Annotated in this window: 26 protein-coding genes and 1 tRNA gene; 17 read left to right on the top strand and 10 right to left on the bottom strand. The window is 63.6% G+C overall.

Annotation, left to right across the window (positions count from 1 at the left end):
* Nucleotides 1-122 precede the first annotated feature (122 nt).
* Complete coding sequence (locus ACN0X9_RS04390) at nt 123-1,655, top strand: acyl-CoA carboxylase subunit beta (RefSeq protein WP_417486419.1); 1,533 nt, start codon at nt 123-125, stop codon at nt 1,653-1,655.
* A 7-nt stretch (nt 1,656-1,662) separates the two neighbouring features.
* Here the strand turns inward: ACN0X9_RS04390 and ACN0X9_RS04385 are convergent, their stop codons facing one another.
* From ACN0X9_RS04385 to ACN0X9_RS04365, 5 genes are all read right to left on the bottom strand, one after another.
* Nucleotides 1,663-2,016, bottom strand: a complete 354-nt coding sequence (locus tag ACN0X9_RS04385) for a hypothetical protein (protein ID WP_417486418.1) — start codon at nt 2,014-2,016, stop codon at nt 1,663-1,665.
* 379 nt (nt 2,017-2,395) lie between these two features.
* Nucleotides 2,396-2,656 carry a Txe/YoeB family addiction module toxin gene (locus tag ACN0X9_RS04380; protein ID WP_417486417.1) on the bottom strand — a complete coding sequence of 87 codons (261 nt, stop codon included), beginning with the start codon at nt 2,654-2,656 and terminating at the stop codon, nt 2,396-2,398.
* Complete coding sequence (locus ACN0X9_RS04375) at nt 2,653-2,991, bottom strand: type II toxin-antitoxin system Phd/YefM family antitoxin (RefSeq protein ID WP_417486416.1); 339 nt, start codon at nt 2,989-2,991, stop codon at nt 2,653-2,655. The genes ACN0X9_RS04380 and ACN0X9_RS04375 overlap by 4 nt, the downstream gene beginning before the upstream one ends.
* Before the next feature lie 350 nt (nt 2,992-3,341).
* Nucleotides 3,342-4,277, bottom strand: coding sequence for a fatty acid desaturase family protein (locus tag ACN0X9_RS04370; RefSeq protein ID WP_417486415.1), 936 nt, complete (start codon nt 4,275-4,277; stop codon nt 3,342-3,344).
* A gap of 62 nt (nt 4,278-4,339) precedes the next feature.
* Entirely contained in the window at nt 4,340-5,203 is an 864-nt protein-coding gene (locus ACN0X9_RS04365) for a hypothetical protein (protein WP_417486414.1), read from the bottom strand.
* A gap of 67 nt (nt 5,204-5,270) precedes the next feature.
* Between ACN0X9_RS04365 and ACN0X9_RS04360 the strand changes: the two genes are divergently transcribed.
* The 4 genes from ACN0X9_RS04360 (at nt 5,271) to ACN0X9_RS04345 (ending at nt 9,071) form a co-directional block, all read left to right on the top strand.
* Entirely contained in the window at nt 5,271-5,723 is a 453-nt protein-coding gene (locus ACN0X9_RS04360; RefSeq protein ID WP_417486413.1) for a potassium channel family protein, read from the top strand.
* A gap of 96 nt (nt 5,724-5,819) precedes the next feature.
* Nucleotides 5,820-7,829: a biotin carboxylase N-terminal domain-containing protein gene (locus ACN0X9_RS04355; protein ID WP_417486412.1), complete on the top strand. Its 2,010-nt coding sequence runs from the start codon at nt 5,820-5,822 to the stop codon at nt 7,827-7,829.
* A gap of 137 nt (nt 7,830-7,966) precedes the next feature.
* The gene (locus ACN0X9_RS04350) at nt 7,967-8,422 is read left to right on the top strand and encodes a DUF805 domain-containing protein (protein WP_417486411.1); all 456 of its coding nucleotides are present in this window, start codon (nt 7,967-7,969) and stop codon (nt 8,420-8,422) included.
* Between the two features lie 112 nt (nt 8,423-8,534).
* Nucleotides 8,535-9,071, top strand: coding sequence for a hypothetical protein (locus tag ACN0X9_RS04345; protein WP_417486410.1), 537 nt, complete (start codon nt 8,535-8,537; stop codon nt 9,069-9,071).
* Between the two features lie 13 nt (nt 9,072-9,084).
* Here ACN0X9_RS04345 and lipB read toward each other — a convergent pair whose 3' ends face one another.
* Complete coding sequence (gene lipB / locus ACN0X9_RS04340; RefSeq protein WP_417486409.1) at nt 9,085-9,765, bottom strand: lipoyl(octanoyl) transferase LipB; 681 nt, start codon at nt 9,763-9,765, stop codon at nt 9,085-9,087.
* Between the two features lie 82 nt (nt 9,766-9,847).
* Here lipB and ACN0X9_RS04335 point away from each other — a divergent pair, with 82 nt between their 5' ends.
* On the top strand, nt 9,848-10,096 hold the full coding sequence (locus ACN0X9_RS04335) for a FliM/FliN family flagellar motor switch protein (RefSeq protein WP_041637474.1): 249 nt from the start codon (nt 9,848-9,850) through the stop codon (nt 10,094-10,096).
* Nucleotides 10,097-10,159: 63 nt separating this feature from the next.
* Nucleotides 10,160-10,246, top strand: a tRNA-Leu gene (locus ACN0X9_RS04330).
* Between the two features lie 43 nt (nt 10,247-10,289).
* Here ACN0X9_RS04330 and ACN0X9_RS04325 read toward each other — a convergent pair.
* Entirely contained in the window at nt 10,290-11,216 is a 927-nt protein-coding gene (locus tag ACN0X9_RS04325; protein ID WP_417486408.1) for a hypothetical protein, read from the bottom strand.
* A gap of 159 nt (nt 11,217-11,375) precedes the next feature.
* Here ACN0X9_RS04325 and mgtE point away from each other — a divergent pair, with 159 nt between their 5' ends.
* The 6 genes from mgtE (at nt 11,376) to ACN0X9_RS04295 (ending at nt 18,385) form a co-directional block, all read left to right on the top strand.
* Complete coding sequence (gene mgtE / locus ACN0X9_RS04320; RefSeq protein WP_417486407.1) at nt 11,376-12,767, top strand: magnesium transporter; 1,392 nt, start codon at nt 11,376-11,378, stop codon at nt 12,765-12,767.
* A gap of 64 nt (nt 12,768-12,831) precedes the next feature.
* A complete protein-coding gene (locus ACN0X9_RS04315; RefSeq protein WP_417486406.1) occupies nt 12,832-13,776 on the top strand; it encodes a Kelch repeat-containing protein in 945 nt (314 codons plus the stop codon).
* A gap of 66 nt (nt 13,777-13,842) precedes the next feature.
* Nucleotides 13,843-15,813 (top strand): glycoside hydrolase family protein, encoded by a 1,971-nt coding sequence (locus tag ACN0X9_RS04310; protein ID WP_417486405.1) that lies wholly within the window; start codon nt 13,843-13,845, stop codon nt 15,811-15,813.
* Nucleotides 15,814-15,891: 78 nt separating this feature from the next.
* A complete protein-coding gene (locus ACN0X9_RS04305) occupies nt 15,892-17,064 on the top strand; it encodes an isovaleryl-CoA dehydrogenase (protein WP_417486404.1) in 1,173 nt (390 codons plus the stop codon).
* Between the two features lie 60 nt (nt 17,065-17,124).
* Nucleotides 17,125-17,829, top strand: a complete 705-nt coding sequence (locus ACN0X9_RS04300; RefSeq protein ID WP_417486403.1) for a flavodoxin family protein — start codon at nt 17,125-17,127, stop codon at nt 17,827-17,829.
* 55 nt (nt 17,830-17,884) lie between these two features.
* Complete coding sequence (locus ACN0X9_RS04295) at nt 17,885-18,385, top strand: lysozyme inhibitor LprI family protein (RefSeq protein WP_417486402.1); 501 nt, start codon at nt 17,885-17,887, stop codon at nt 18,383-18,385.
* Here ACN0X9_RS04295 and ACN0X9_RS04290 read toward each other — a convergent pair.
* The 3 genes from ACN0X9_RS04290 to ACN0X9_RS04280 all read right to left on the bottom strand — a co-directional run bounded on the left by ACN0X9_RS04290 (nt 18,370) and on the right by ACN0X9_RS04280 (nt 21,895).
* A complete protein-coding gene (locus tag ACN0X9_RS04290) occupies nt 18,370-20,124 on the bottom strand; it encodes a patatin-like phospholipase family protein (protein ID WP_417486401.1) in 1,755 nt (584 codons plus the stop codon). The two genes, ACN0X9_RS04295 and ACN0X9_RS04290, sit on opposite strands and share 16 nt — an antisense overlap.
* A 98-nt stretch (nt 20,125-20,222) precedes the next feature.
* Nucleotides 20,223-20,867 (bottom strand): hypothetical protein, encoded by a 645-nt coding sequence (locus tag ACN0X9_RS04285; RefSeq protein WP_417486400.1) that lies wholly within the window; start codon nt 20,865-20,867, stop codon nt 20,223-20,225.
* 188 nt (nt 20,868-21,055) lie between these two features.
* The gene (locus tag ACN0X9_RS04280; RefSeq protein WP_417486399.1) at nt 21,056-21,895 is read right to left on the bottom strand and encodes a DUF5694 domain-containing protein; all 840 of its coding nucleotides are present in this window, start codon (nt 21,893-21,895) and stop codon (nt 21,056-21,058) included.
* Nucleotides 21,896-22,025: 130 nt separating this feature from the next.
* On the opposite strand from ACN0X9_RS04280, the gene ACN0X9_RS04275 reads away from it, so the two are divergent.
* The 4 genes from ACN0X9_RS04275 (at nt 22,026) to ACN0X9_RS04260 (ending at nt 25,485) form a co-directional block, all read left to right on the top strand.
* Nucleotides 22,026-23,633 (top strand): carboxyl transferase domain-containing protein, encoded by a 1,608-nt coding sequence (locus ACN0X9_RS04275; RefSeq protein ID WP_417486398.1) that lies wholly within the window; start codon nt 22,026-22,028, stop codon nt 23,631-23,633.
* A 4-nt stretch (nt 23,634-23,637) separates the two neighbouring features.
* Nucleotides 23,638-23,958, top strand: a complete 321-nt coding sequence (locus tag ACN0X9_RS04270; RefSeq protein ID WP_417486397.1) for a hypothetical protein — start codon at nt 23,638-23,640, stop codon at nt 23,956-23,958.
* 114 nt (nt 23,959-24,072) lie between these two features.
* A complete protein-coding gene (locus tag ACN0X9_RS04265; RefSeq protein ID WP_417486396.1) occupies nt 24,073-24,660 on the top strand; it encodes an NAD(P)H-dependent oxidoreductase in 588 nt (195 codons plus the stop codon).
* A 141-nt stretch (nt 24,661-24,801) separates the two neighbouring features.
* Entirely contained in the window at nt 24,802-25,485 is a 684-nt protein-coding gene (locus ACN0X9_RS04260) for an SOUL family heme-binding protein (protein WP_417486395.1), read from the top strand.
* Nucleotides 25,486-25,514 lie beyond the last annotated feature (29 nt).

Raw genomic sequence — 25,514 nt, 5'->3', positions numbered from 1 at the left:
TGCAATCCTCGCGCCGTGCGGGCGTCGGCTCACGGATCAGCTGGCGCACCCGCTTGATTGCACAAGCGTTCGCGGGTCTGCTATCTGGCGACTGACAAGAATCCCGTGGGGAAGGACCTGCCATGAAAGACGTGCTCGAGCAGCTGGAAGCCAAACGCGCCGCGGCCCGGATGGGCGGCGGAGAAGCGCGTATCGCCGCGCAGCATGGCAAGGGCAAGCTGTCGGCCCGCGAACGCATCGAACTCCTGCTGGATGACGGCTCGTTTGAAGAGTGGGACATGTTCGTCGAGCATCGCTGCGTCGATTTCGGCATGGCCGACAAGAAAATCCCCGGCGATGGCGTGGTCACTGGCCACGGCACCATCAATGGCCGTCTCGTCTATCTCTTTTCCAAGGATTTCACCGTCTTCGGTGGCTCGCTGTCCGAGACCCACGCCCAGAAGATCGTCAAGATCCAGAAAGCCGCCATCCAGAACGGCGCCCCGATCATCGGTATCTTCGATGCCGGCGGTGCCCGCATCCAGGAAGGCGTCGCCTCGCTGGGGGGCTATGCCGATATCTTCCTGCAGAACACGCTGGCATCGGGCGTGGTGCCGCAAATCTCGATGATCATGGGGCCGTGTGCCGGCGGCGATGTCTATTCGCCGGCCATTACCGACTTCATCTTCATGGTGAAGGACACCTCCTACATGTATGTGACCGGTCCGGATGTGGTGAAGACCGTCACCAATGAGACCGTCACCCATGAAGAACTCGGCGGTGCCTCCATCCACGCCAAGAAGTCCGGTGTCGCTGATGGTGCTTTCGAGAATGACATCGAGGCCTTGGTGCAGCTGCGCCGCCTGATCGACTTCCTGCCGCTCTCCAATCGCGAAACCCCGCCCAAGCGCCCGACCCATGACTGCGTCGACCGACAGGAGCCCAGCCTCGACACGCTGGTCCCGTCCAATCCGAACAAGCCCTATGACATCAAGGAGCTGATCGAGAAGGTGGCGGATGAGGGCGATTTCTTCGAGATCGCGCCGGACTATGCCGCCAATATCGTCACCGGTTTCGGCCGTCTCGATGGTCAGCCGGTCGGCTTTGTCGCCAACCAGCCGATGTCACTGGCCGGCGTGCTCGACAGCGATGCCAGCCGCAAGGCGGGCCGCTTCGTGCGCTTTTGCGACGCCTTCAACATCCCCATCGTCACCTTCGTCGACGTGCCCGGCTTCCTGCCCGGCACCCGCCAGGAATATGGCGGCCTGATCAAGCACGGCGCCAAACTCCTCTTCGCCTATGCCGAAGCCACTGTGCCCAAGCTCACCGTCATCACCCGCAAGGCCTATGGCGGCGCCTATGACGTGATGAGCTCGAAACATCTGCGCGGCGACGTCAACTATGCCTGGCCAACCGCCGAGATCGCCGTGATGGGCGCCAAGGGTGCCGCCGAGATCATCCACCGCAAGGATGCCGCCGACCCCGACAAGATGGCCGCCCACGCGAAAGAATACGAAGACCGCTTCGCCAACCCCTTCGTCGCCGCCGGCCGCGGCTATATCGACGACGTCATCATGCCGCACGGCACCCGTAAAAGATTGATCTCGGCGCTACGAACGCTGAAGAACAAGAAGGCGGAGAACCCGTGGAAAAAGCACGATAATATTCCGCTTTAGGGGGGAGTTATTTTCCTCGAACGACTCCGAGGTCAGCGCGTAGAACATTCTTTAGGGCTTCATGTGCCACTTGCCGTTCGGCTCGACGCTCATTTGTTTCAATGATCGCTTGGATAGCATTGCGGACAGGCTGAGGGGATACGAGCTCACAGCGCATTTGCCAGTAGGCAAATTCTTTGCCGGCTTCTTTGGAGTTTTCGACCGCAGCGCGATGGTAGGCTTCCAAAAGGCCGACGTATGCCTGTTTGCGTTCTTCGTAGTTGGGGTCATCAAGGGCTGATTTTCTGGTTAGATAGGTTTGGACGAGAGTTGTTACGATTGATCCCAGTCCAAAAGCTGTCAGTAGTGCGATGACGTCCATAATTTGTCCTTGCTTCGGTTGGTCACCGACTTGTCACCATAATTCGCTTGCCGAGAGTTCGCCGTATCCACTTCTTCAGGTCAAGGGCGGCCAAGCCGCCGCTTCGCGGTTGCACCCTTGACCTGAAGAAGTGGATACGGCCCCTTGGCTGACAAGCGATATATGGATTGTTCCGCGCTGGTGCGCGTATTCTTACCCTCCATTTTTCCCGGGCGAAGACCCGGGACCGACTGACCTGCCCTTGGAGTGGTGAGTCTCCCGTTGGTCCCGGATAGCGCTGCCGCGCTTCCGGGAAAAATGAACAGAGTGCTCGGATGAGACGCCTGTGGTAAATGCGGCATAGCTGCGGGTCGATGGGGTGGCCGAAGGCCATATTGCCTCAATAATGCCGCCGACACTGCACCACCTCCACCCGCTGCCCGGGCCCCACAACCCGATAGACCAGCCTGTGCTTGCTATCGATGCGGCGCGACCACCAGCCTGACAATTCGCCCTTGAGGGGCTCCGGTTTGCCCAGGCCGTCGAACGGGTTGCGGCGAATGTCCTCGATGAGTTGGAGGGTGCGTTTGGCGAGGCGGGTTTCGTGGCGGACCAGCCAGGCGAGATCGTCGAGGGCCTGGGGCGTCAGCTCGACATTCATGATGCCTCATCGGTACCGGAGGCATCCTCGGCCCAGCCGAAGAAGGCGGCCGGGTCTTCGGCGAGGCGGCGCAGCCTGTCCGGCGTCAGGGACCGGGTCTCACCGGCCTCGGCGGCGGCGATACTGTCGCGCAGGCGGCGGGCATTGGCCGGGCTTTCCAGCAGGTAGTTGGTCTCCTGCAAGGCTTCCCATTCCGACAACGCCACCATCACCACCGGCTCGCCGCCTTGGCGAGTGATGATGGCCGGCGCCTTGTCAGCGGTGACGTGCTCGACCAGGCCTTTCAGCGCTGCGCGCGCTTCGGAAATGGAGAGGATACGGGGCGGTTTGGACATGGCTTGATTGTACAAGGTTTCGTACGTTTATCAAGGTGGCGCCGCGCGCTCACCCATCCATAAACCGCTTGCCGAGAGGTCGCCGTATCCGTTTCTTTCGGTCAAGGGGCATGCCCGCTGCGCGGCCCTTCGGGCCCTTGACCGAAAGAAACGGATACGGCCTGCTGGCTGACAAGCGATGTATGGATCGGTCTGCGCGCTGCGCTCACGCTCACACACCATTTTTCCCGGGCGAAGACCCGGGACCAACGAGACCAGCCTTGAAGTGGTGAGTCTCTCGTTGGTCCCGGATAGCGCTGGCGCGCTTCCGGGGAAAGTGCGGCGGAACTGGAGTGAAACGAGCGGCGCCGCTACGCCGCCCGCACCGCCTTGCCCAGCATCGCCGGATAACCGCGCGTGATGCAGGTATGGCCGTCATAATAGCCACGCTGCGCCAGCAGGGTGTGCAGGCGGGGCAGGTTGTAGGGCGGGACGGCGGCGAAGATGTGGTGTTCGAGGTGGAAATTGACGTTGTTGGGCGCCACCAGCAGGCGCTCGAACCAGCGCGCCAATGTGGTGTGGGTGTTGAGGCGCGGCTCGGTGTCGTAGCGATCGGCGGCGACGCCGTGCTCGCCGATATTCCGCAGCCGCATGATTGCCGGATAAATGAAGATACGCGCCGCCCACCACAGGGCGATGGCCCAGGGCGCGCCGGCGGCGGTGAGGGTTGTAAGCAGGACCAGCTGGAACACCAGAAAGGGCGTCTTCTGGCGCCAGTCGGGCTTTCTCCAGGCCATGATCAGATCGCGGATGGCGGTCTGGCCGGTCAGGTCGCGGATGAATTTGCGGCGCAGGCTGGCACGGGTGACCGGATAGGCCTTCACCAGACCCTGGTCGGGGTCCTTGTCGGTACCGGCATGGCGGTGATGGTCGAGGTGATAGTCGCGATAGAGCTGCAGCGGTACATCAACTGCCGCGCCGCCGACCCACTGTCCGGTGAATTCATTGAGCCCCGGCGTGCGGAAAAGGGAATTGTGCGCGCAGTCGTGCAGTACGATGGACAGGGCCAGCTGGCGCCCCGCAATCAGCAGGATGGCGGCCAGGAATGTCAGCGGGTTGGGCCAGGCAATGGCCAGCGCGAAGGCGGCGGCCAGCAGGCCGAGATTGCCGGCCAGCATCACCGCGCCCTGCCAGTTCGTGGTGCGCGACAGCGCGCGCAACTCGTCGCGCGTGACGCAGTCTGAAAGCTTGCGCGCCGCTTTGGACTGCGCGGGACCGTCATGGTCGGGGTGATGTGGGGCGCTCATCTCGGTTCCGTAGTGCGGCGGATCTCCAGTGTCCCGCATTTGGTGCCGGTGGGAAAGGGCGGTCAGCCCGCAGGCTTGCCCCGTCCCGTCGGGATGAAGCCGACGATGAAGGTGACCAGAAGCACGCCGCCGAGCGGGTAGAGCGCATGGGCCAGGGCGTTGCCTTCTGCCATGCCGACCAGCAGGGCCAGGGAGATGACCAGCCGGCCCCCTCGGACGCGGGCATGGCTCAGCGGCTCTCCGCGCGCATCGCAGACACTGTCGGGACGCGGGCAGAGCAGGGTGCTCAAAAGGCCGATCACGACCAGCCCGCCGATCAGGGCCATCAGGCTTGGTGAGGCCGACACCGGCCACAGCAGGGCGGCAAAATCACCCTCAAGCTCGATCAATTGCCAGACCGTCAGTCCCAGCGCGGCGAGGGCGGCGATCAGCGCCAGAGTGCGCGAACGGTCCAGATTGACGTCGATGGCGATGGCGATCGCGGCGACCAGGCCCATCAGGGCGTAACCGTCGGCAAAGACCGAGAAACCGGCCAGGATCAGCACCATGACCAGATCGCCGGGCTTGGCCGGTTGGCCGACAGTGCGGTTCACCGTTCGCGCCGCCATCAACACAAAGGCCAGCGTCCAGACCGCGACCGGCAGGCCCATGACCAGAGCGTAGATGACCAGGGCCGCCGCCACGAAGGCGGTCAGGTTGCGGTCCGGATCGGCCTCGCGTCCCAGCGCCCAGACCAGGAAAGTGACGACCATCGCTTCCAGGCCGGTGATCACGGCGTTCACCGCGCCGCCGCCGGTCGAGAGATAGGCGTAGAGGCCGAGGCCCAGTCCGATCAGGGGCAAGGCGATCAGCACGGCACGGTTGGTCGGATATTTGGCTTCCAGCGGGCGGGCGATGGAGGACAGGCGGTATACGGCTTTGCTCATTGATCGATTCCCCTTTGCCATCGACACTAAGCCGAATCGCGCCCGGTGCCAGCTCTGGAGAAGACCGATGACCGCTGCCCTGCTTGTTTCGACCGCCATGGCCGTCTGGACCGTACTGGTCCACATGGTTGGTCTGGGCTCGCTCCTGGTGCTGGCACGCGTGCGCTCGACACGCATCAGCCCGCATGGGTCAACCTTGCGGCAGGCCCTGTTCATCCTGTTGATCGTGCTGGGCCTGTTCGTGGTTCATGCCGTGGAAATCTGGAGCTTTGCCGCCCTTTACATGGTGCTCGACGCCTTTCCGGATTTCGAGACCGCGCTCTATTTTTCCACCTCGACCTTCACCACGCTGGGCTATGGCGAGGTGGTGATGAGCGGTCCGTGGCGGATGGTCTCGGCGATGGAAGGCTTTACCGGCTTTCTGATGATCGGTTGGTCGACCGCCTTCCTGGTGTCGATCGTCGGCAAATTGCGGGCGCTGGAAGCCGATTGGCTGGAGCCGCCGCAGTCGCGCGACTGAGACGGGCCGTCGCCACCGCTTGCCGCCCGGCTACAAGCCACGCTAAACCCGTGACAATCGAGCGGTAATCGTCCGCTGCCGGATCAAGGGGCCCGCATGTTCAAGAAGATCCTGATCGCCAATCGCGGCGAAATCGCCGTCCGCGTCATCAAGACCTGCAAACGGCTGGGCATCGCCACTGTCGCAGTTTACTCGGAAGCCGACGCGGACAGCCTCGCGGTCGAATTGGCGGACGAGACCGTCTTCATCGGCGCGTCCGCTCCGGGCGAGAGCTATCTCGTGCTCGACAAGATCCTTGATGCGGTCAAGCAGACCGGCGCCGATGCGGTTCATCCCGGATTTGGCTTCCTGTCGGAAAACCCCGCCTTGCCCAAGGCATTGGAAAAGGCCGGTGTCGGCTGGATCGGTCCGAATATCCACGCCATCGACGCGATGGGCGACAAGATCCGCTCGAAACAACTGGCCGCCAAGGCCGGCGTGTCGACCATTCCCGGCGCCGATGGCGAGATCGCCGATGCCGACACTGCGCTCGCGGCGGCCAAGGCGATCGGCTATCCGGTCATGCTCAAGGCCTCGGCCGGCGGCGGCGGCAAGGGCATGCGGATTGCGCGCTCGGACGCCGAGGTCAAGGAAGGCTTCAAGGCCGCTCGCAATGAGGCCAAGTCGTCTTTCGGTGATGACCGGATCCTGATCGAGAAATTCATCGAGGAGCCGCGCCATATCGAGATCCAGGTGATGGGCGACAAGCATGGCCATGTCATCCATCTCAATGAACGCGAATGCTCGATCCAGCGACGCAACCAGAAAGTCCTGGAAGAAGCGCCGTCGCCCTTCCTCGACAAGAAGACCCGTGAGGCCATGGGCGCGCAGGCCGTCTCGCTGGCCGCTGCGGTTGATTATGACAGCGCCGGCACGGTCGAATTCATCGTCGACAAGGACAAGAAGTTCTACTTCCTCGAGATGAATACCCGCTTGCAGGTCGAGCACCCCGTCACCGAGCTGACCACTGATGTCGATCTGGTCGAACTGATGATCCGCTCGGCCTTTGGCGAGAAACTCGGCCTGGCCCAGCGCGATGTGCCGATCAAGGGCTGGGCCGTCGAGGCCCGTCTTTACGCCGAGGACCCTTATCGCGGTTTCCTGCCATCGATCGGCCGCCTTAAGCGCTTCCAGGAGCCGGCCGAGGGCAAGCTGGGCGAGGGGACGCTGCGCATCGATGCCGGTGTGCGCGAGGGCGACGAAATCTCGCTTTTCTATGATCCGATGATCGCCAAGGTGATCGGCTATGGAAAAACCCGCGAGATCGCGATCGACACGCTGTCAGCGGCGCTGGATCGCCTCGACGTCGAAGGCCTGCAATCCAATGCGCCCTTCTTGTCAGCCGTGCTCGACGAGGCCGACTTCCGCGCCGGTCGCATCCATACCGGCTATATCGGCGAGCATTATCCGGACGGTTTTCACGGCACCGCGCCGCGCGAGGAGCAATTGGTCGCCATGACCTGCGCCGCGGCCTTCGTGCATGAAACCTTCGTGCGCCGGGCCAGCCAGATCGAGGGGCGGTTACGCCCGGCAGACGAGCCTACTGTGCGCGAATGGGTGGTCCTGCTGGACAAGCGCCGCATCCCGGTCGAAATCGAAATGACCGGCAATGGTCAGGCGACGGTCTGGGCCCCGTCGCTGGCGTCGGAGCGTCTCCAGGTCGAAACCACCTGGCGGGCCGGTCAGCACCTGTTCGAGGCCAGCATCAATGGTGAGGCCATCGCCCTGGAGTTTGCGGACAGGACCGAGGGCTATCAGATGCGCCACCGCGGCTTCTCGGCCGTGGCGCTGGTCTGCACGGCCCGAGCTGCCGAGCTGCATGCCCTGCTGCCGGAAAAGGAAAAGCCGGACATGGCCAAGCTGGTCGTGTCGCCGATGCCGGGCCTGGTGGTCTCGCTCGAGGTGGAAGAGGGGCAGACCGTCAAGACCGGGGAACCCCTAGTCATCGTCGAAGCGATGAAAATGGAAAACGTCCTGCGGGCCGAGACCGATGGCACGATCAAGGCGGTCAAGGTCGAAGCCGGGGCGTCTGTGGCGGCGGATGAGTTGCTGGTCGAGTTCGAGTGACGACGGACTGAAAGACGCCGGGGCCCCCGAAACAGTGGTCGGACAGGCTGCGTTTCCCGCCAGAGGCGAAAGAGTCGTGGCCAATTCCCTGAATCCGCGTAGGCTCTCCGGATCACAAACCGGGGAGGGTCCAACTCATGTCAGTTGACGCATTCATTCTCAAACCTGCCGACGCACAACGTGTTTTGTTTGGTGCAGCCGGCAAACTGTCGCCGATGGAATTCGCGCAGGGCATCATCGCCATCATCGTCATCAATCTGGTCATGCAGATCCTGTCGCTCACGCCTGGCTTGGGTGGATTGTTCAGCCTGCTCGGCATCCTTGTTGCCCTGGCCTCGATTTTCGCCTGGGTGTGCGTCTATTCGAAGCGCTTTCATGATGCCGGCAAGTCCGGCTGGCTGACCCTGGCCGCGATCCTCGCGGTGATCGTGGTCTCTGTGGTCGTCAACCTGGTACTGGGACCGGTTCTAGGGGGCAGCATGGCCTCGTCGGCCGGGGGCATGCCGGTGGCAACGCCAGGCACAGTGCTGGCGTCCAGCCTGACGACGATCATCGCCAACGGGGTGGTCGGTTATTTCGTCTACAAGATGTAGGCCGACAGCCTGCTGAACCGGTGCGTCCAAGCCGGTTCGAATCCTGCTTGAATATGGCCGGTACCCGGGTAGATACGGGGACCGGCCGTTTTATTGTCCAGAGGATGCCCTCATGAACCCGCTTGCCCTACTGCTGCCCAATCACCGCGCCTCGGTCTCGGCCTTTGTGCTCGGGATCGTCATCCTGATGGCAGTGGACGCGCTGCGCCTGAATTTCGGGTCTGCACCGGTCCCCGGGATCGTGCCCCTGTTTGCGATCTGGTTCGTTTGCTACTCGTTGTTCGCCAATCGGCGTCGCCATGCCGGACGCGCGACCGGACTGGCCATCCTGCCTCTGGTTCTGGCCATTCTTGCCAAGGGCGTTGGCGCTCTGGTCGGATTCGGCATGCAGGTATTTGACGCGATGATCGAGTTTGCAGAGGAACAGGGGCTCGATACATCGGATCAGGTCGCGTTCAGCGAAGCCCTGTCTGATCCGGGTTTTCAGCCGGCTTTCCAGGCCTGGCTTGAATCGGATCAGGAACGTCTGATGGCGATGGTGCAGGCCGGCGCCTGGCCATCCTTTATCGGTTTCTGGGCGGTCTTGGGCGTATTCGCGATCTGGTTCGCGACCTTGCAGCGCAACGGGTCCAGTGCGGCTCAGCCCTGAACCGTGCAGAGACTTAATCCGACATCAAATCCGGCGCCTCGGCCCGGCGGACCGGGCCGAAGGCCTCGGTCCAGGCCAGATGAAGGGCCGTGTCGAAATCAGCCATGTCCACGGTGTGACCGAGATCAGCAAGCGAGGTCACCCCGAATCGCGGATCAGAAATACCGCACGGGGTGATGCCGCCAAAATGGCTCAGATCCGGATCGACATTGAAGGCGATGCCGTGAAAGGACACCCAGCGGCGCAGGCGCACGCCGATCGCCGCGATCTTGTCCTCGCGTCCGCCTGACCGGTCGACCCAGACCCCGACCCGGCCGTCGCGAATGCCGGCCTCGATGCCGAACTGCGCCGCGGCCCCGATCAGCCAGTCTTCCAGCGACTGGATGAACTTGCGCACATCGCGGCCGCGTCGCGTCAGGTCGAGCATGACATAGGCCACACGCTGTCCCGGCCCGTGATAGGTGTACTCGCCGCCACGCCCGGTCTCGTAAACCGGGAAACGGTCCGGCGACAGCAGGTCACCGGCCTTGGCGCTGGTCCCGGCAGTATAGAGTGGCGGGTGTTCCAGCAGCCAGACCAGCTCATCGGCCTCGCCCGCCGCGATCGCTGCCGCGCGCGCTTCCATGAAGGCGAGGGCGGGTTCATAGGGCGTCAGGCCGGGCGAGACTGCCCATTCGACGTTTTGTAATGCCATATCTTGATGTCTTAACGCTGCGGAAACCGTATTGGCCAAACATCAGGCCCGCGATGATGATCCGCAAGTCCTGGAGTGCGACGTGAGTCAGATCAGTTCGGTGGAAGTGGAAATTTCAGTCCTGTTGGGCCGGTCCAAGATGCCGATCCAGCAATTCCTCCGCATGGGACGCGGTGCGGTGATCCCGCTTGATTCGGGTGAGGACGACCAGGTGTGGATCCTGGCCAACAATCATCCCATCGCCCGTGGCGACGTCGTCATCCAGGGCGACCGCATCGCCGTGTCCATCACCGGGCCGGCCGATGCCAATGAATTCTTCGCAGCTGCATAAAGCGCGGTAAAACCCTCTTCACAAGGTGCGGGGATGTTGCTATCTCCCGCGCCTCCATGACGTGCGGTCGTGGCGGAATTGGTAGACGCGCAGCGTTGAGGTCGCTGTGGGGTAAAACCCGTGGAAGTTCGAGTCTTCTCGACCGCACCATGTCTCTCCTGGCGAGAGGCCCTGTTTCCCGAATAATCGTGACCTAACCCTTCTGGTCCGGCGTGGCCGGATCCAGGACCGTGATCCTGTACGCGGCGGACACGCAGGCAATACTGGCCAGGGAATAGGCGACCAGCAGCAGGTTCAGCGGTAATTCCTCCATCACCAGGCGCAGCCAGAACAGCGGTGTGCCGACATCGTCGGGAAGGTCCCCCGGTGTGGCGGGCACAGACGCCACGATCGACATCACCAGCGTATCCGACAAGATCACCATCGGAATGATGATGGCGATGGAGGCCAGGGCGACCAGCCACAGGCTGGCGCTGAGGCCGATAGCGACGGGCGCGGCGCGGCCCAGCGCTGTCCCGAACCAGTCGCGACCGCCCAGCACGCTGGAGGGGTAGATGAAGGCCAGTCGGGCAAACAGTGTGCTCAGCCAGATCGCGGCGATGCCGGCGCCGATACCCGCGACCAGCCGCGGGGTGTCTCCGCCCAACCCGGCCATTCCGGCAAGGGCAACGAGCAGGGCGGCGAGAACAAAGACCAGGCCGGCGGTCACCAGGACAATGATGCCAAGCGCCAGCGACCTGAGCAGGATGCTCCAATAGCCGGTCTGCGGAACGTCAAGGCCGACCGCCGCTGCCGGTCGCTCGAGCATTGTCTTGTGACCGAGGAAGATCAGCGCCGCTGCCATCGCCGTTTCAAACAGCGTGCTCGTCCGTCCCGCCAGGAGAGCGAACAGCGTGATGGCGGTGTAGGCGAAACTTATACCGATCCACAGCAGGGTCAGGCTGCCCGCGCGTTCTGCCAGCGTCGCCAGTGCCTGCCCGAGAAGGTGGCTCGAAGTGACGCGTCCCGCACCGCCGAGGCGGGTGAACCCGAGGACAAGAAGGACGATCAGTGCCAGTCCGCCGCCGATCGCCAGGCCGATCAGAACCGGCAGGTTTTCCTCGCCCGTGATACTGAACACGCCAAAGCCCCGCTTCCACCCGATAAAAGTCATAAAGCGCCGCTAGTTCAGGTCAATACGATTGAGGTTGGCAGGCTGGACGGTTAAGACTGCTGCATCAGTCGCGTCCTCGTTCCATTTCCGCGCTGAACTCAATTACATCCCTGCCAGGAGGCCAGCATGGGCGAAGCTGCTTTTGATGACGATGTCCTGATCGATTCGCCTGCGCGGGCGGATACGGATCCGGAATTCGTCGCCAATCTGCGGCAGGCGCTCGCCGACGGGGATGGCGATCTTGTGCGGCGGATGCTGGTGCCGTTGCATGAAGCCGATATCGCCGACGTGGTCGAGCAGCTCTCGGCCAATCAGCAAGGCGCGCTCGCCGAACTGGCCCCTGATATCATCACCGGTGAAGTGCTCGCCGAGCTTGAGCCCGACACGCGCGAAGTCGTGATGGAGTACCTGGACACCGCCCATCTGGCTGCGGCGATCCAGGAACTCGACTCCGATGATGCGACCGAGGTCGTCGAGGAGATGGATGACGCGACCCGCGCCGCCGTCCTCGCCGAATTTTCCGATGTCGATCGTGAAGCGGTCGAGCAGAGCCTGTCCTTCGAGGACGAGACGGCCGGCCGACTCATGCAGCGTGAATTCGTTGCGGCGCCGGAATTCTGGTCGGTCGGCCATGCACTGGATCACATGCGCGATGCGGCTGACGACCTGCCTGACAAGTTTCATGACCTGTTCGTGATCGACACGGGCTTCCGGCCGGTTGGAGAAATTCCCGTCTGTCGGCTCCTGAGCGCCCGGCGCGATGTGGCGCTGAGCGATCTGATGGAAGCGCCGCGTATCCTGGTGGCGCCGGAGACCGACCAGGAAGAGGTCGCCTACCTGTTCCAGAAATACCACCTGGTCTCGGCCCCGGTGGTTGACGATGCCGGGCGCCTGACCGGCATGCTGACCCTGGACGATATCGTCCACGTCATCCAGGACGAGAACAAGGAAGACCTTCTGGCCCTTGCCGGCGTCAACGAGGCTGGACTCGCGGATACCGTCTATCGCTCCGTACGCTCACGTGCGCCCTGGCTGCTGGTCAATCTGGCGACAGCTATTCTGGCGTCCGGAGTGATTGCCCTGTTCGAGGGGGCGATCTCCCAGGTGGTCGCGCTGGCGGTGCTGATGCCGATTGTCGCTTCGATGGGCGGCAATGCCGGGACGCAGTCGCTCGCGGTTGCGGTTCGCTCGATTGCCGAACGCGATCTTACCGCGGCAAATGCTGTGCGGGTGATCTGGCGCGAACTGGCCACCGGGCTGGTGAACGGGATCATATTTGCCATCGTGATGGGGCTTGTGACGGTGTTGTGGTTCCAGGATTGGAGCCTGGCGGCGGTCATCGCGATCGCAATGGTGCTCAATCTGGCCTGTGCCGGCCTGTCGGGCATCCTCATTCCGCTGGCCATGGTCCGTTCGGGGGCTGACCCGGCGGTGGCGTCGTCGGTCTTTGTGACGACGGTCACCGATGTTATCGGCTTCCTCGCATTCCTGGGGCTGGCGACAATCGTTCTGTTGTGATGATATCCGCGCGGGGGTGGCAAGGCCGGGTGGTCTGGCGTCCGGGCAATCAAATGGTGAAAACGTGCGTTTATCTGTTCTTATCGTGAGCCTGCTGGCCGTGCTGGGAAGCCCGGCCTTCGGACAGGGTGAATGGGAAAGTGCCGCCCGTCTGGACGCCTCTCGCGCCGGTCTGTCGGTGGTGGTCTATGACGGCCGGATCTATGCGGCTGGCGGTTCCGGCCTGACCGATCCACGTGACGAGTTCGAAAGCTATGACCGGGAGCTCGATCGCTGGTTCCCGGAAACGCCCCTGCCTCGCGGCCTCGAGCGCTTCGGCATGGCGATGATCAATGATCGCATCTATGTCGCCGGCGGATATGCCCGCGGTGAAGACGGTGTCGCGCCCAGCGCTGGCGTCTGGTCCTGGTCGTTTGCCGGCAATATCTGGCAGAGCGAAGCGGCGATGCCCGCCGCCAAGGCCGACATGGCGCTCCTGACCATCGGCAGCTCGCTGTATGCCTTTGGCGGACTGACGGATGATGGCAGCGTCTTCGTTTTTGACCCTGAGGAGCGGAGCTGGGAGACACTGGACGCGCCGGAGGGTGTCACCCGCCGTGGCATGGCTGCCGCAGCCCTGGATGGGCGTGTCTACCTCGCCGGCGGCCGCATTGATGGCGAAACAACGACGCGGCTCGATATCTTCGATCCGGTCAGCGGTGACTGGTCGCGCGGTCCGGACATGCCGGCGCCCCGCTCTGGCGCGGCGGTCGCGGTTCTGGACAGACGTATTCATTTGCTTGGCGGTCGCGGGCCCGACGGGCGCGAGACGCTCCAGACGCATGTGTCCTGGCAGCCCGGCGAAGACGCCTGGCGTGACGAGACACCGCTCCCGGCGCCGCGTACCGGCGGCGGGGCTGCGGTCCTGGAGGGCGAGATCTACCTGATTGGCGGTGGAGCCGGTGGCGGATTTCTTGCGCCCTTCACCGCGCTCGACACCACGGATGTCTACGATCCAGGGCAGGATTAGGATCGCGGCGTCAGGCTTGCAGGGACTGGCCATATCTCTGGCGCGCCGTCCTGAAACGGAACACGCATGAAACCGCGATTGAAAACATCTCCGGCTGCCCGCGAACTCATCAAGCGGTTCGAGCCATTCAGACCTCAGGCCGAACAGGGCGATGATGGGCGTTGGGTTGTCGGCTATGGCCACCGTGCCGCCGCCCGGTCCGGCGTGCGGGTCAATGAGGACGAAGCCGCGCTGCTTTTGATCTATGACGTGATGCGCGCCGAGGAAGTCGTCGATGACAGCATTACCGGTCCGCTGTCACGCGGACAGCGCGATGCCCTGACATCCTTTGTCCATGATGTCGGCGTTGACAGTTTCCGTCGGTCAGACGTTGCCCGTTTTCTGTTCGAAGGACGCGCCCGGGCCGCTGGCGAAGCGCTGGCCGCGTACGGTGACGGTACTTCGTCGCGTCGGGAAGCCGAAAGCCGCCTGTTCCTCGATGCGCTGCTGCCGGCCCAGTCGGGCAAGGCGCGCAAGTCCGAACCGGTCGAGCTGGTGATCAAGATCGAACACCCGACCGAGGAACGTGTGCTGGAAGGCGCGATTTCGGGCGCCGAGGCCCCGCCGCCCGAACCGGGCGCGGACCTTCCACCGCCGCCGCCCCCCTTTGATGCCGGCCTCGCCCGTCGCCGTGAGGCTGAAGACGAGATCGCGCGCATCCTGGCAACGGTCGAAGCGCTGCCGCCGGAGGTTCGACGCGAACTTGGCGAGACCGAGATGGCCCCGGTTGCCGAGGCTGTCTCCGAGATGCGGGACGACCCGATCGAGACACGTTACGAAGCTGTGGACGACGAGCCCGATGCGGGCGTCGCCGAGCCTGAAGCTGAATCCGAACCTGTGGCGGAAGAAGTCGAGGCTGAGGCGGAACCCGCTGCCGAGGCGGACCCGGAGGCTGCGGCCGACCGAGTGATCGCCCGGATGGCCGAGGAAATCGCGGAAGTCGGAAGCGATCCGGCCGCCGTGCCGGAAACCGACGGGGCACCGGTCGAGACGCCGGTTGCCGACCAGGCCACCGCCGAAACAGGGATGACGGGCGAAGAGCCCTCCGATGACAGACCTGCACCGGTCGCCGCGCCGCTGGCCGCGTTCGACCTGCCGGACGGGATGGGCTTGGGATTCGTCCTCACCGACCGTCAGGCTGGTACGACGGCAGTGGAGGCCGAGACCGCCCCTGCTGTGCCCGCGAGTACCGAAACCGAGCAATCGGTGCCGGAGCACTACGCCCTCGATCTGCCCGCAGGCATGGGGTTGGGTTACGCGTTCACCAGTATCATGCAGGGCCGTTTCCACGTTGTTGCCGACGAGGTGGCCGCCGAGCCGGTTGAGGCCGCTGACACCGCGGCAGCGGTCGCGGCTGACCCGGGTGAAAGCCTGGTCGATGCCAGCCCGGAGGCAAACGCCGGTCCGGATATGGTCGAGGAGGTCGAGCCCGATCTCGAGGCGCAGGGTGACGCGGATGTCGAACCTGGCGCCGAGCTGCAACCGGTCAGTATTCCGGATGACGAGATTGTCGAGCGCGCTGTCGCGCTGACCGGGGATGACACACCGCCGCCGCATCCGGCGGAAACACCGGCGGAAGCGCAGGGCGCTGTGGGCGACGTCGAAGGCGAGCCGGCGGCTGATGGCGCGTCGGATCATGCCCCGGTTGATGATGATGGACACGACGACCCGATGATGGCCGGTCACGATCCGATGTCCGAAGACGCTGATGAATTCACGCCTCGCGATCTCGCTGCTGATGTGCATGCCACGACGCCCCGCCCGGGCCCGCGGTCGGATGACGGCATGTGGACCTTCATCGCCGTGCTGGTGGCCGGTGGTCTGCTGGCGGGCTTCGGCAGTGTCCTCGCGGCGGCCGAGTGGGACTACATCATGGCGCAACGCGAGATGACGCTGAATTTCGGCATGGCGCTCGCTGGATTTTTCCTCGTCATCGTTGCCGGATGGCAACTCGCTTCGATTTGGCTGTCCAAGTTGAAACAAAAGGCTTCGGACTAGCCCTTTTTGCGCCAATCTGTTTCACCGCCTGCGCCGCTCTGACTTGACCCGGTCGCGGGCCGTGTTACATCGCGCGGCATGATACCGAACCAATACCCCTCGCTTGATTTCAATCTCGGTGACACGGCCGAAATGATCCGTGACACCGTCCGTTCCTTTGCCTCTGACGAGATCGCGCCACGAGCCGCCGAGATCGACCAGTCCGACGTCTTCCCGGCCGACCTGTGGCAGAAGATGGGGGAGCTCGGCCTGCTGGGTATCACCGTCAGCGAAGAGGATGGCGGCACCGGCCTCGGCTATCTCGAGCATGTGATCGCGATGGAGGAAATCTCCCGCGCCTCGGCCTCGGTCGGCCTGTCCTATGGCGCCCATTCCAATCTCTGCGTCAATCAGATGCGGCGCTGGGGCAATGCCGAACAAAAGACCAGATACCTGCCCAAGCTGATCTCCGGCGAGCATGTCGGATCGCTGGCCATGTCCGAGCCGGGCGCCGGATCCGATGTCGTCTCGATGAAGCTCAAGGCCGAGCGCAAGGGTGATCATTTCGTGCTCAATGGCTCGAAGATGTGGATCACCAATGCGCCGGCGGCCAATACGCTGATCGTCTACGCCAAGACCGATACCAGCGCCGGCTCGCGCGGCATTTCGGCCTTTATCATCGAGCGTGGCATGAAGGGTTTCTCGGTCGCCCAGAAGCTCGACAAGCTGGGCATGCGCGGATCCGAAACCGGTGAGCTGGTGTTCGAGGATTGTGAAGTCCCGGCGGAAAACATGATGGGCGATGAGGGCAAGGGCGTCGAAATCCTGATGTCCGGCCTCGATTATGAACGCGCCGTGCTGGCCTCCGGCCCGGTCGGCATCATGCAGTCCTGCATGGATGTGGTGATGCCCTATATCCGCGAGCGCAAGCAGTTCGGCAAATCGATCGGCGAATTCCAGCTGGTCCAGGGCAAGCTGGCCGACATGTATGTCCGCATGAATGCCACGCGCGCCTATGTCTATGCCGTTGCCCAGGCGTGTGATCGCGGCCAGACCACGCGCAAGGACGCCGCCGGCGCCATCCTCTATGCCGCCGAGGGCGCAACCCTCATGGCGCTGGACGCGATCCAGCTCTTGGGCGGCAACGGCTATATCAATGAGTATCCGACGGGCCGCTTGCTGCGCGATGCCAAGCTCTACGAGATCGGGGCGGGCACGTCGGAGATCCGTCGCTGGTTGATCGGCCGCGAATTGTTCGACGAGACGAACTAGCCGTCGATCACATGGTCAGACATGTTAGGCTCCGGGCAATCGCTGCCTGGAGCCTTTTTCATGGCCGACTATTCCGACCTCAAAGCCGTTTTCGTCAATTGCACGCTCAAGCGCTCGCCGGAGACCTCCAACACTGAAGGCCTCATGGCGGTGTCGCGGGCCATCATGGAGAAACAGGGCGTTGCAACCGACCTGATCCGGCTGGTGGACCATGACGTCGCCTACGGTGTCTATCCCGACATGACCGAGCATGGCTGGCCGCGTGATGACTGGCCGTCCGTTTGGCAGAGGATCGAGGCGGCGGACATCCTGGTCATCGGCACGCCGATCTGGCTGGGCGAGGAAAGCTCTGTCGCGCGGGTCCTGATCGAACGGCTTTACGCGCAGTCCGGCGATCTGAATGAACGAGGCCAGTATGCCACCTATGGCAAGGTGGGCGGTTGCCTCGTGACCGGCAATGAGGATGGCATCAAACATGTTGCGATGAGCGTGCTCTACGCACTCCAGCATGTCGGCTACACCATCCCGCCCCAGGCTGATGCCGGCTGGATCGGCGAGGCGGGGCCGGGGCCGTCCTATCTGGACGACGGCTCAGGCGGTCCGGAAAATGACTTCACCCAGCGCAATACGACCTTCATGAGCTGGAATCTGATGCATTTGGCAGCGATGCTGAAACGGGCCGGCGGCCTGCCCGCGCAAGGCAATTCCCGCACGGACTGGGATGACGGCGCACGCTTCGACCATCCCAATCCGGAATACCGGTAAGCAAGGCTGACGATGGTCCGACGGACTGCTAGCGTCATCTCACAGGGAGTCACGCATGAAACGACTGGTATCCGCACTGATCATGGGTCTGCTGGCCGTCGGCTGCAACTCGGCGCCGGCTGAGCCGCAGCAGGGCCGGATGGACCGTTTGTCCGCCTATGACACCATCGACGCCTGCCTTTACCGCAACCCGGCGGCGACCGACCGGGCCGCCTGTATCGGCGAGTATACGCAGGCCTGTGAGCAATTGGTGGCTGACGGGGAGACGACAGCCGGCATGATGGCCTGTCGTGGCGACGAATATGAGGCCTGGGACCGGTGGTTGAATGAAAGTTATCGCGATCTGCGCGAGAGCCTGCCAGACAATTCCGTGGTCGCTCTGCGCGAAGCCCAGCGCAGCTGGATTGGTCATCGCGACCAGGATTGCCTGTTCCTGGCCAGTCTTTATGCCGGTGGGACGCTGGAGCGGGTCGAACAGGCCGCCTGTCTCAACCGCAAAACGGCAGAGCGCGCCATCGAGCTCATGCATTGGGAGGCGGATTACCCGCCTTTTTGAGGCGCACCCGCAAGGCCCAGCGTCACCCGCATCTCGTCATCAATGCCGGCCAGCATCCCCTGGGCGGCGTCATAGCCGGCATCGCGGACTTCCTCGAACCGGTCCCAGGAGCGGATGTCGACCGAGGTTTCCGGCAGGATGAGCAGGTCAGCCGCTTCCCGGCCCAGATCGCGATGATCGGCCACGCCAATGGTCGCCGCCCGCATCAACAGCGAGGCGATGGGCGGCGGGGATTTCAGGCCATTCTTGCGAACCCATTCGATAAAGCCCGGCGGGTCCTCGAAATCGGCGGGGTTGAGGCCCTGGGCGCGGGTCACGTCAACACCGACAACGGCACCGCGGTGGAAGGCGCGCATTTCGCGGGCCGGGAAATTCGAGAAGACGGCGCCATCGACCAGGATCTGGCCGTGCACCACGACCGGCGGCAACAGGCCCGGAATGGCGATCGAGGCGCGCAGGGCATGGCGCAGCAGGCCGGTGCGGTGAACCTGGGGGCGTCCGCTGGCCAGGTTTGACGACAGGCAGAAGAAGGGGCGGACCATTTCTGCAATCTCGACCTCACCGAAATGTTCCTTGAGCCGTGCATCGACTTTCTCGCCCTTGGCCAGCGAGACCACCGGCAGGGTCCAGTCATCGAGCGGGTTGGAGTCGACGAAAGCCTTGCGGATCCGCCTCTCCAGCTCGTCATCGGACCAGTCCAGCGCAATCCCGGCCGCGATGATCGCGCCCATCGAGGCTCCGCCGACAAAATCGAACGGCATGCCGGCTTCGCGCAGGGCCCGGATGGCGCCCATGTGGGCATAGGCCCGAGCGCCGCCGCCGGACACGACCAGTCCGACCGAGCGGCCGGCGAGGGTCCTGGCGAGTCGCGCGGTATCGGCGACGTGATGGTCCTGGCGCCAGTGAAACACACGTGACGCGTCGGCAGCATTGGCCCAGTCCTGCGGCCTCGACGCGGCCGTCACGCCGCCGGGGTGCAGGAGCACGACATCAAGCAGTTTGAGCTTCATCGCGGGCGAGGGGTCGTCCGGCAGGAGCGGTGTCGAGGGACGGGCATCGGCGCGGGCAAACAGCCACATCCGGTCGGCCCGTCCCATGGCCCGACGGGCCCAGGCCGGGTTCGAGAAGCGCGCCGTCAGCAGGACAATGTCGTGCCCGGCTTCCATGGCGTCGAGCTTCTGGCCGCTCCAGTCGGCGCATTGTTCGTCGGCAATCCCGCAATTGACCCCCATTCCGGCCAGGGTCGAGGCGAGTTCCCTGGCCCGATAGTCCAGGTCGATGGCCGGCGAGGTGCCGATCAGGGCGAAGACCTTGGGCTCCGATCCGGACGCCCGGCGCGGTCCGCGCAGCCGGGTCAGCATCATGCGCGACAATTCCCGCATCAGGCTGGCATGCTTGTTGGTCAGGCGTTCGAAACTGGCCTTGGGCAGGCGTACCAACTCGCTGTCGCGCAGGGCATAGACACTGGCCGAATGCGGCGTCTCATCGAGCATCGACATTTCACCGACCGGTTCCCCGGTGCGGATATAGCCGATCAGGTCGGGTCGTCCGAGCGCACCATTGCGAAAAGCGGCGAGGGCGCCCGAGCGCACCAGATAGATGGCATCGGCATCGTCGCCCTCGCGAAACAGCATCTGCCCCGCTGGCAGGCAGAACCATTCAACTTCATGCTCGACCGCGTCGAGCACGGATTTCTCGACCCGGTTGAGGAAGGGCAGGAAGGAGAGGTTGAGGGCCATGGGTCCGCCAGCGATTTGAATCGACAGGCAGTCTAGGGCCGTGAAGGGTGCTTATGAAGGGGGATGGGCGGTTGACCCTGTCCCGTCGTGATCGAGGATCAGAACCGGCGACGCAGGACCAGATGGGCGACCGGGCGGACCGAACGGGACTGGCTCTCGCCAATGGCGTCGGCATCAACGCGGTCGAGGTCTTCCAGGAGCGGCATGTGCTCGCCGGTCTCCGGGTCGAACAGGACCATTTGATCTTCGCTGCTGTCCTGGAAATAGGCGCCGCCTTCCATGGTGACGCTCCAGGCGTCGATGGTGCGGACCGTGATGCCGGCGCCGAAATACCGTGTCAGCGCGTCGATATTCGAACGGGTCAGCTCTTCTGAGAGTTCCGCATGGGGAAAAGCGTCCGAGGCTGCGCTGCCGGCCTGGCGCATCCAGGCGGGAATGGCCCGGTCGCCGCGCGGCGAGATGGTTCCGGCCGACAGGAAGAATTCGTCGCCGAATGGGTGAATGTCCACCTGGCCGGACACCGCGGAAATATCGGACAGGTCTTCGTGCTCGCCGGCGAAAAGAATCGGAACCGACGAGGCGCTGGAAGTGTTAATCCGCCAGCGCAGCAAAGCCGCGTCGTCGGAATGTTCAAGTTCGGTCACACCTTCCAGCCAAGCCGTCGAATCGGACACGGGCTGGGCGTCTGACTGCGCCGCGCTGCTCGCAAAAAGTGCGGCGGTAACAAGTGCTTGTACGCGCATATACACCTCCGAAAAGAGACCGGAACGAGTCTAACGCAATCCGGCTTCATTCCCCATCAGCCTGCGAGGGAGGACTGAATCATGTCTTAACGGAAAGCCGGACTCATTAAGAATCCGTCGCCCGGTTCGACATAGCAACCTTACGCGGTCGCATCCTCCCTGCCAAGCACGGTGGAACCTGTTTTGGGCTATTGCATGGCCGTATCGGCGTCCGTCTCGAGATAATCGAGAGAGTCCACCCAGGTGATATTCGGGGCCCCCTGGAAATACTCATCCAGCAGGGCCTTGTGCCCGGCGCCGTACAGGACAAGGACGCGTTCGCCCGGTTCCGCGATGCGGGCCACATTCGCGAAAATATGAATGTTGCGACCCCACCAATTGGTCATTTCCCGCGCGCCGGCCGGATCATTCGCACCGCCCATTTGGGCCAGGAGCAGGTAGAGATTGTGCATCTCCTGCATCTCTTCGGAATTGCCCGAAACAAGTCGTTCGAGAACGCTCTTGTCCAATGAGTCCGTTTCCGCGATATGGGCCTGGACTTCAGCGATATAGCTCTGCCACTCGGCCATGAGCGCCGATTGCCCGGCGGCCTCGGCCGCAGACATCATGGCGTCGAAATCCATGCCGCCCCCGGCGTCCACGGCGTAGAGCCGGTCATGGCCGAGGCGGGCGGCGAGCCGCATGCCGATCTGCTGGCGCTCATTCACGCCAAGCTCGCGTTCGCCAGCGAGGAATTCCGCGTAGCGCACATTGAAGCCGGCCTCGTGCTCGGGCATCAGCTCGACGGCAATTCGGGTCGGCGCGAAGGCTTCGAGCCGGTCCAGGACCGTGGCGATCTCGGCCTGTCGTGCCGGAGCGAGAAAGTCGTCGACTTCCGGATTGATCATGTCCTGGCCACCACCCGTGAAGTGGAAGGTGCCGAGCACCATGACTTCGGCGTGCGATGGCGCGTCCGAGCCCTGGGCGTGGCTGAGCGGGGCCAGGCTGAGCCCGGCGGCGATACTGATGGCTGTCATGATTGCGCGCATGGTTTTCTCCCCTGCATGTGCGTTCCGGGCATCAGGATGCGACGAGGGCCCGGTTTGGATGCATGATTGTTTGCTTTCACCGCCATGCGCGGGTTAATCACCCAGAACGATTGCTGCTTTCGGGGCCTCCATGACCAAGATCGTTTCCGCGCTCGACACCGCCTCTGCCACCTTCCGGGAAAACGCCACGGCGATGGATGCGCTGGTGGACGATCTCCAGCTGCGTACCGCCGCGGCTGCGGTTGGCGGGTCGGAACGCTCCCGCGAAAAACACCTGTCCCGCGGCAAGCTGTTGCCCCGCGGCCGGGTCGAGCGCCTGCTCGATCCGGGTTCGCCCTTCCTCGAGATCGGCGCCCTTGCCGCCAATGGCATGTATGAAGGCAATGTCCACGGCGCCGGCATGATTGCCGGCATCGGCCGGGTCTCCGGGCGCGAAGTGATGGTGGTCTGCAACGATCCGACCATCAAGGGCGGTGCCTATTATCCGATGACGGTGAAAAAGCATCTGCGGGCGCAGGAAATTGCCATGCAGAACCGGCTGCCTTGCGTCTATCTGGTCGATAGCGGGGGTGCCAACCTGCCGCACCAGGCCGAGGTCTTCCCGGATCGCGACCATTTCGGCCGCATCTTCTACAATCAGGCCAACATGTCGGCCGAAGGCATTCCCCAGGTCGCGGTCGTCATGGGCTCGTGTACGGCCGGCGGAGCCTATGTGCCGGCGATGTCGGACGAGACCGTGATCGTGCGCAAGCAGGGTACGATTTTTCTCGCCGGACCGCCGCTGGTGAAGGCCGCGACCGGCGAGGTCATTTCGGCCGAGGATCTGGGCGGGGCCGATGTCCATGCCCGCACCTCCGGCGTCGCCGACCATTATGCCGCCAATGACGAGCACGCCCTGCACACGGCACGCCGCATTGTCGGCACGCTCAACACGGTCAAGCAGACCGATCTCGACATCACCGAGCCGCGCGAGCCGGCCCATGACCCGGCCGAGCTGGGCGGGGTGATCCCGGCCGACATTCGCGCGCCCTATGATGTCCGCGAAGTCATTGCCCGCTTGGTCGACGGCTCCGAATTCGACGAGTTCAAGAAACTCTATGGTGAGACGCTGGTGACGGGTTTTGCCCGCCTCTACGGCATGCCGGTCGGCATCATTGCCAATAACGGTATCCTGTTTTCCGAGAGTGCCCAGAAGGGCGCTCATTTCATCCAGCTCTGTGCCCAGCGCGGCATTCCGCTCGTTTTCCTGCAGAACATCACCGGCTTCATGGTCGGCTCGAAATACGAGGCAGGCGGCATCGCCAAGGATGGCGCCAAGCTGGTCACGGCCGTGTCGACCTATCGTGGGCCGAAATTCACCGTCATCATTGGCGGCTCCTATGGCGCCGGCAATTACGGCATGTGCGGCCGGGCCTACTCTCCGCGTTTCCTGTTCATGTGGCCCAATGCCCGCATCTCGGTGATGGGCGGCGAACAGGCGGCGGCCGTGCTGGCCACGGTCAAGCGCGACGGCATGGAAGCGCGCGGCGAGGACTGGTCGCTGGAAGACGAGGCGGCTTTCAAGGCGCCGGTGCGCGAGGCCTATGAGGCCGAGGGCAATCCTTACTTTTCGACCGCCCGCATGTGGGATGACGGCATCATCGCGCCGGAAGACACGCGGCGGGTTTTGGGTCTGTCACTTTCGGCGGCGCTCAATGCCCCGATCGAGAAGACCAAGTTCGGCATTTTCAGGATGTAGGCCAATGCCCCAATCCCGGCCTCGTATCACGCTGGATATTGATCAAGATCCCGACGGGAAGCCGGGCGAACTTTGCATCTACGTCAATGAGTCCGGCCGTGTGGCACTCATCGAGTTGTTGCAGGGCTTGTCAACGGCGTGGGACCACGAACATCTGCTCGGACGTTCATGGTCGACCGACGATATCGGACTCGATGAAGTGGCCTATCGTGATGAGGCGCGGGTCATAGATACCGCAAAAATCCTGTTCCGCCCGGATGCGTGGGATGAAGAGCATTTTCCGAAAGTCATGAATAATCAGCCTCCGAGATTGTTCGAGGAATAGCAGCTCCGGCCGCGACCCTTGCATGCATGTTTCTTTGGACCACAAACGCCCTGTGACTGCCTGTCACGGTGTGCCGGGGCCGACGGCACGGTAAACCACACTGGGAGTGTGGTCATGGCGAAATCGATCTGCATCATCAACGGGCATCCTGACGGGGCGCCGGCACGCTTCGTGGCGGCGCTGTGCGAGGCCTATGCGCAGGGCGCGGTCGCGGGCGGGCATGCGGTGTCCCGCATCGATATAGCAGGCCTGCCGATCGACTTCCTGTCGAGCGAGGCTGAATTTGCCGTAGCGCCCGGCGCCGAGATCGTTGCGGCGCAGGAGGCAATCCTCGCGGCGGACCATCTCGTCCTCGCCTATCCCTTGTGGCTGGGTACAATCCCGGCCCGGCTCAAGGCGTTTCTGGAGCAGATCGGCCGGGCGGGTTTCCTGCTCGATACCGGCGGGGACAGCCATAAATGGCCGGCACGGCGCATGCGGGGCAAATCGGTCCGCATCATTGTCACCATGGGCATGCCGGGTTTCGCCTACCGCCTCCTGTTCGGCGCCCACAGCCTGAAAGGGCTCGAGGCGGGCATCTTCCGCATGTCGGGTTTCAGCCCGGTCCGCCACACCATTTTGGGCGGTGTCGGCGCCTGTGGGCCGGACGGGCGGCAGGCCATGCTCGACCGGGTCGAGCGGTTGGGCCGCCAGGCGCGTTGATCTGGATGCGTGGCCGGGCCCGCCATTCGGTGGCGCTGAACGCGCCGATCGAGAAGCCCAGGTTCGGGATTTTCCGGATGTAGCGTCGCCACCGATCCGATACCGGCTTGGCAGCGTAGGACATCCATAAAGGAGAGTCCCATGATCAACCGGAATTTGGTGACGTTGTTGCTGTCTGGCCTCGCACTGGGGCTTGCTGCCCCCGCGATTGCGGCAGATGAGCCGCCGCACGTCCTGGAAATGCGCGATGGGTCCATCGAAATTCGCGTTTATGAGCCCCAGATACGGGCCACCGTCCAGGTCAACGGATCGATGCGGCAGGCGGGCAATGCCGGCTTTCGCCCCTTGGCCGGCTATATTTTCGGAGACAACCAGGCGCGCGGCGCAAGCGGATCTGCTGAAATCGCGATGACCAGCCCCGTTACCCAGCAACGCTCGCAAGAGATCGCGATGACCAGCCCCGTTACCCAGCAACGCTCGCAAGAGATCGCGATGACCAGCCCGGTCACGCAGTCCCGATCCGGCGGCGGTGACTGGCAAGTCTCGTTCATCATGCCGCCCGAGTGGACTATGGAAACGCTGCCGGAGCCGAACGATCCGCGGGTCTCGCTGCAAGCTGTGCCAGCCCGTCGGATGGCCGTGATCCGGTTTTCGGGCGGCGCCTCTGATACGCGATTTGGACGAAAGGCCAACGAGCTGGCCGCCTGGCTGGCCGGGAACGGCATTGAGGCCATTGGTGAGCCGGTTTACGCCCGATACGACCCGCCATGGGTCCCGACACCGTTTCGGCGCAATGAAATCATGGTCGAGATCGCGCCTGGCTGACAGCGCACAAAGGCTGGAGGAAAGTTGTC

The organism is Maricaulis sp., from assembly GCF_048268525.1.
In the GTDB taxonomy this organism is placed as follows: Bacteria; Pseudomonadota; Alphaproteobacteria; order Caulobacterales; family Maricaulaceae; genus Maricaulis.
The sequence above is the reverse complement of the archived record's forward strand: the minus strand, read 5'-3'. Positions and strand labels throughout refer to the sequence as shown.